The organism is Phormidesmis priestleyi ULC007 (assembly GCF_001895925.1).
GTDB classification, from domain to species: Bacteria; Cyanobacteriota; Cyanobacteriia; order Leptolyngbyales; family Leptolyngbyaceae; genus Phormidesmis_A; species Phormidesmis_A priestleyi_A.
In genome coordinates this window covers 1-4,116 of record NZ_MPPI01000067.1, presented here as the reverse complement: position 1 = coordinate 4,116, position 4,116 = coordinate 1, and the positions used below count along the sequence as shown (strand labels likewise).

The 4,116-nt window shown below is 49.0% G+C and carries 4 protein-coding genes; 3 read left to right on the top strand and 1 reads right to left on the bottom strand.

Features of this window, described 5'->3' with window-relative positions:
• Positions 1-386: 386 nt before the first annotated feature.
• The 3 genes from BRW63_RS25895 to BRW63_RS25885 are packed head-to-tail and all read left to right on the top strand — an operon-like array spanning position 387 to position 3,410.
• The gene (locus BRW63_RS25895) at positions 387-566 is read left to right on the top strand and encodes a hypothetical protein (protein ID WP_073075216.1); all 180 of its coding nucleotides are present in this window, start codon (positions 387-389) and stop codon (positions 564-566) included.
• A 36-nt stretch (positions 567-602) separates the two neighbouring features.
• Positions 603-1,520 carry a Fic family protein gene (locus tag BRW63_RS25890; RefSeq protein WP_073075215.1) on the top strand — a complete coding sequence of 306 codons (918 nt, stop codon included), beginning with the start codon at positions 603-605 and terminating at the stop codon, positions 1,518-1,520.
• Positions 1,521-1,526: 6 nt separating this feature from the next.
• Positions 1,527-3,410 (top strand): protelomerase family protein, encoded by a 1,884-nt coding sequence (locus BRW63_RS25885; protein WP_073075214.1) that lies wholly within the window; start codon positions 1,527-1,529, stop codon positions 3,408-3,410.
• 58 nt (positions 3,411-3,468) lie between these two features.
• On the opposite strand, the gene BRW63_RS25880 is transcribed toward BRW63_RS25885, so the two are convergent.
• Complete coding sequence (locus tag BRW63_RS25880) at positions 3,469-3,999, bottom strand: hypothetical protein (RefSeq protein WP_073075213.1); 531 nt, start codon at positions 3,997-3,999, stop codon at positions 3,469-3,471.
• Positions 4,000-4,116: the final 117 nt, after the last annotated feature.

Genomic DNA, 4,116 nt, shown 5'->3' with positions numbered 1-4,116 from the left:
CTGTTTTGCGATCCCTGTCTATATATAGTTGTACACTCCTAAACGGACGCAAAACGCTGAGAGCTATATAGGACAAGCATTCTAGGGTTTTAGGTGTGGAGCGATCGCATCTTGTCATACATCTATACATAGAAAGCTTGTATGGATTTGGGTGTATACATAGAATCTTTTGATGGTTGTACATGGCTAAATAGTGACTGTATAAGTAATTCAAATCATTTGAAATTAGGGTGTATATATGTATTTGTGTGGCTGTGTGTACGGGTTGCATATATAGACAGATGAGTGTATAGTGGTTGTATAGGGATCGACAACACCCTAATTCAAAAGGCATCCGCCAAACGCCAATCCGATCGGATGCCCTACCCCACTAAGGAGTAAGAACCATGTTATCAACTACCGTCTCAACCGCTTCGATCATTGACCTGCTTCGCAAGACAGTTTTGACCGCTGATGAACAAATCCAGATTGAGGGGGCTGTCACTGCCATTGCTCAAGAACGCAACTGGGCAAGGCACACCGCCGCTTGGTGGCTCAATCAGCAGGCTTTCTCTGAAAATGGTTAGACCCGGTATTCTTCAACTACTGCTTTACCAATTTCTATGAATCACTCAACTCAAGCCTACGATCGCTGGATCTTGGCTCTTCAATCTCAATCACTTTCGGCAGAACAGGTGTTGAGGGCGCGGCTGTCTTTTTCACCGCAGTCACAGTCGCTCTCAAATAGGCTGGAACATTTGGATCGGCTCAAGGCGATGCTTGACCTGTTTCGTCCCTTGAACGGCGAGATTGTGGCTGAACTGAAGCAACGCTATGATGTCCGCTTCACTTACCACTCAAATGCGATCGAGGGCAATACGCTCTCGCTCCGAGAAACGGCTTTAGTGCTGGAACGAGGCATCACGATCGCGGGTAAGTCGCTTAAAGAGCATCTGGAGGTGATTGGGCATGAGCAGGCGATCAATTATATTGAGTCGTTTGCTAAAGCTGATGCGGTCATTGATGAATGGGAACTGAGGCAGATTCACAGTCTGATTTTGCGGCAAATTGACCCGGAAATGGCAGGTCGATTTCGACGACTGGATGTGAAGGCGGCGGGAACTGAGTATGTTTATCCACCTCACTATCAGGTGCAGGCGTTGATGATCAGCTTTGTGCAATGGCTTAATTCTCAGGAGGCTTTGAGCTTACATCCGATCGTTTATGCGTCTGAGGCTCATTTGCGGTTGGTGACGATTCATCCGTTCCAAGATGGCAATGGGCGGTTGGCTCGTCTGTTGATGAATTTATTGCTGATTCGCTCAGGGTTCCCGATCACTGTGATCACGAATCAACAGCGCTCAGACTATATCGATGCGATCGTCCAGGCTCAGGCGGATCGGGGCACTGAAGCGCTCTTCATTCTGGTGGCGAATGCAGCGCAAGAAGCTTTGATTGAGTCTCTCAGTGTGGTGGCGACGGCGGCAAGTAGTCGCGGTCAGGGGCAAGGCTTTTTTGAACAAATCATCCATTATTTCTAACTCATCATGAATGACCGCGAAGTTATCATCACTCGCTACCGCGATCGCATCTCATCGGGGGAACGTACTCGGTTAACTCACGATGAGATGCATCAATTGATTGAGTCGTTCGTCGAACGGTTGAAAGACTCGACGACTCAGAATGAGATTAAAGCACTCTGTGAGGCTGAGATCGCTCTTCTCGATGAGGGCTACCCGAAAGCTACGATCGGGAAGGTCTATTTACCGATGTACCGCAAAGGCATCAAGGCGATGGCAGCAGAAGGCGGATTGCCCATGACTGAAGCGACGAGTCGCCAGTATACCTACACCAAGCGCGAGTCTGGGGAAACGGGGGAAGCTCATGATCATCGAGCGTTGGATTTTCTCAAGTATGACAATGCAACCTATAGCGCGATCTCGCTCAAGTCGGCTGAACTCAACAACGCAAAGCAGGACAATCTCAAGCCTGTAAACCCTGAACAGTATTTAGCGAAAGCGGCTGAACTGCTGCACTCAGATGACCCGTTTGAACTGGCTGTCGGCATTGCGGCAACGACGGGCAGACGGTTTAGTGAAGTGGTGGATAAAGGAAACATTGTGGCAACTGATCAGCCCTACTGGGTGGGTTTTTCAGGGCAACTCAAGAAGAAATCGACGGCTGATAGCTATTTGACCCCTTGCCTGATTCCCGCTGCTGATGTGTTGGCAGCATTGGAACGGTTTCGCTCTCATCCCAGAATTGCTCGTGTGCTTGGGGCTTCTACCAAGGACATCAACCGCAGTCTTGCCAATTCTGTGAAGCGGGCTGTCCATCGGCATTTTGGCACTACAGGCATTATTCCGGTGCTAGAAGGTGAAGCGAGTGTGACTATACACAACTTGCGAGGGGTGTATGGCGAAATCTGTGTACACTTCTTTTGCCCACCATCGCGGGGTGTGGCTCGATTTGTGCAGGAGCGGCTAGGGCACGTTATCTCGGAGGAGGAACTGAAGCGGGGCAACTCCAGCGCCACACAGCATTACTTTCACTATTACTTAATTGACGGTAATGGCAAACACATCGGTTCCAGGGGCGTGAAGTTGACTGATGGGGAGACACTGCCTACCCCTATCGAACCAATTTCGGAAAGCCAGCCTGAAACTTTGCCAGAAACGCAACCGACTCAGCAACCAGAATCGACGATCTCCGTCAGCTTTGCTGCGCCGGAGGCGTTCTCTGCCCTGACTGAGCAAATTTCAACCCTAACTCAGGAAATGCAACGCCTTTGGAGCCACGTAGAGAAAATGAGTACACAGCAACCCCAAGCACCGACCGCAACAGACACAAGCTTTTTTACCCGCGAAATTGAAGACCTGCGATCCCAATTGACAGAACTGAAGCAGGAGCGTGACCAGGCGGCAGCGGCACTAGAACAGGTTAAAAACCAAAATGAATCATTGCAACAGCAGTTTGCTCAAGAGCGGCAAGCCTACCAACAACGAATCGAGGGGCTGACTGAACTGCTGAAACAAACTCCTCCTACCGCTCAAATCGCACCGCCACAACCTGTAGAAGTCTCGGTAGCGGCAACTGAAGTCCAGCCTGTAAGACCTGTTCAACCTACCCAGTCAAAGCCAAAGCGCGAACACATTACCAAAGCAGGGAGCGCCGATCAACGAGTAGAGACGGCAATGACGGCAATTATGGAATGGAACCGCCATCACGACTCAGACAGCGAAAAGTTTGCGATCACTCAATCCCTGTTACAGAAGTCAACTGGCTCAAATATGCCTGCGGTGAAGCGGGTGATGGAGGTCTTCAAAAACGACATTCACGAGCATAACTCTGAGTATGCGCTTGACCCCGATCGTCATAACTACGGTAGAGACTTTGGGGAAATTAAAGAGTGGGTCCAAAGCAGGCTTTAAATAGTAAACCCCTAATTACTGGCGTAATTAGGGGTTTTGAATACCAAACTCAATGGGATTACTGATACCAGATTGTGCATTTGTTTTGGTCTTCTCCAGAACGTTGATCCTGAGTCTTGTGGCACTGATAAAACCGCTGCTGGTTATCCTTTGTAAACCATAAGCTTGTGAACCAATCAAACTGGGCAGCGGAACCAAAACGCTGTTCCCAGTGCTTTTGATGCATCTGCCAGCCTACCCATCCTGATAAACCAGAACACAGTAGTATCGCCACAGTGCCAATACCCAGCGACTGAAAGAAACCCTGATGGCGGATATCCTTCAAATAAGAAGTGCGAGTGCGTTCTAACTCCTGCGCCCAATTTTGCAAGTGAGCTTCGGCATTCTTCCTCATTTCAGCCTGATGTGCTTCTGTGGAGGTTTTTCTAGCAGCATCAAAAGCGGTTGAAAGTTTTGGCAGAAGCGCATCAGCATCCTGATTCCAATGCTCACGGATGATGTCTACCCGATCAACTTGAGACTTGACCCGATCGACAGAATTATCGATTTTGGCTTGGATCGTGCCATAAGTCGTCAGGGCTTCTCTCATGGGGGTGCGACCTCTACCTGATACTAAAGTGACTCAAGCCTCCTGCTGATAAGGTTTTTGAACGATTTCACAGTAGTCCTTTTGATTATCCATTGATCAATTTTACAGGCACTCAAA